Source organism: Bacteroidota bacterium (assembly GCA_039714315.1).
Lineage (GTDB): Bacteria > Bacteroidota > Bacteroidia > Flavobacteriales > JADGDT01 > JADGDT01.
Map to the genome: position 1 here is coordinate 1 of JBDLJM010000266.1, position 1,887 is coordinate 1,887.

General features: G+C 32.0%; 2 protein-coding genes. One reads left to right on the top strand and one right to left on the bottom strand.

Annotation, left to right across the window (positions count from 1 at the left end):
- Positions 1-128: 128 nt before the first annotated feature.
- Positions 129-1,379, bottom strand: a complete 1,251-nt coding sequence (locus ABFR62_14210; GenBank protein ID MEN8139571.1) for a DcaP family trimeric outer membrane transporter — start codon at positions 1,377-1,379, stop codon at positions 129-131.
- Between the two features lie 314 nt (positions 1,380-1,693).
- On the opposite strand from ABFR62_14210, the gene asnB reads away from it, so the two are divergent.
- A partial coding sequence (asnB, locus tag ABFR62_14215) for an asparagine synthase B (protein MEN8139572.1) occupies positions 1,694-1,887 on the top strand: 194 nt, incomplete at its 3' end.

Genomic DNA, 1,887 nt, shown 5'->3' on the forward strand with positions numbered 1-1,887 from the left:
TCTATATTATTGGATTGATTCATTATTTACTCAAACTATTTATACAGCATAAAAAAACTGCCAAAGCTGTTCTTCTATACAGAAAGAACATCTTTGGCAGTTGATTTGTAAATTTTTAAAGCGAACTTTTAGAAGGAATATTTAGCCGAAAGCTGTATTCTGTCCATACTGCCCTCATCACCACTTTGGATCTGACGATATGCGTGCATATATTCCATTCCAATCATAAGTTTTTTGGCAGGAGAATATAAAATGTTTCCCGAAGCACTCCAGGCACTTTTATTTGCACTGTCAGCAATATTATCGGGATTGTCAGAATAAAGTGCTGAATAGTTAACGTTCGATTTCCATTTGTCGTTCCAGTGATGCTGGTAGCTGAAATATCCATTTATCACAGGGATAGTTTCAAATGTTACAGGATTAGTTTCAAATTCATTTCCTGGATTGTTATTGATCCCATATACACCACCTGTAATAAAGTTTACTGCCAAATATCGTCCAATACCCTTTCCTCCACTTAAACTGAAACTAAGTTTATCTTTTTCTCCTATATTTAATTTCCCTCCCGTAGAAATTCCATATCCCAAATGGTTTTGTTTTGTATCGTTTTCCTTAAAAGTTAAGTTTCTGAATATTGTTGATACTGAAAAAGATCCCCAGTAACCACTGAAATTTTTTCTTACAACTGCATCAGGAACAAATTCATAATTTCCAGTAACTTTTTTGCCCTCCTGATTTAGGTAGGTTGTAGATGGGTTTTCCAGTGAAAATTGCCAACCGTTTTTTGTGGAATATCTCAATTGTGGTTGTCTGTTAAATACTACACCTTCGGCTGCCCCCATAAAATCTAAGTCATCCGGAAGAGTTACGATCATAAAGGTAGACCATGTTTGCCCGATTAAGAAGTAGTCATATTCTATGAAGAAATGTCTCAGTCTTGGTGAATATGAATTACTGACAATATTATTTCCTGACGGTGATAACATAAAATCAATTTCTGCAAATGCCCTGATTGCCTTGTTATTAACATATGAGTTTATATTCAAATTTATTCTCGATTCTTTTACATGAAAGTTGCTGCTTGAATTTTTGTCAATTTCTCCAACAGGTACCAAGCCCGGAATGTGAAAGCTATTTAAGGCGTTCGATTTAATTACTTCTCCATTATTATAGACTGACGAAATAAAGTCTGCTTTAAAGTAACCTCCAACTTTTAATTTAGTTTGATTTTCTGTTTTCTCCTGTGCAAAAATATTTGAAGTCAAAAAAAGTAGTGTAATTAGCGAAAGTTGTATTTGTTTTTTGTTCATATTTAAATGTAATTGCCTGATAAATATATACGTTGCAATGTTAAATAAAGAGATTGTAATATTTTGCAAAACTACATTTATGTTTCACAAAGCCAAAGCTTATATCCTATTTATGATCTACATTATTTATTAGCAGATGAACAGTATATTTTTTTCTAATTATTTTTAATTTATTAGAATTGTGTTAGTTATGAAAAAAGAGTATTTTACTTTTAGATTGAAACTAATAAACTTGTTAATTGTATTTTATGTAAACAATATTATCAATATTGGCTTTTAGATAGGTAGTTTAATGTTTTTTTATAATATTCGCATCTTCAAATAAAGAAAACCCCTTGGAAGGGACTGAAAATATATAATAAAAAGATTAAAAATATAAGAGTATGTGTGGAATAGTTGGAGCTTTTGATTTAAAGATAGATTCCCAGGATTTAAGACCTCAGGTTTTAAAGATGTCAAAGAAAATTCGTCATCGCGGACCGGACTGGTCTGGTGTATATAGCAACGAAGATGCAATAATTTCGCATGAAAGACTTGCAATTGTTGATCCTCAGTCGGGAAGACAGCCTTTGTTCAG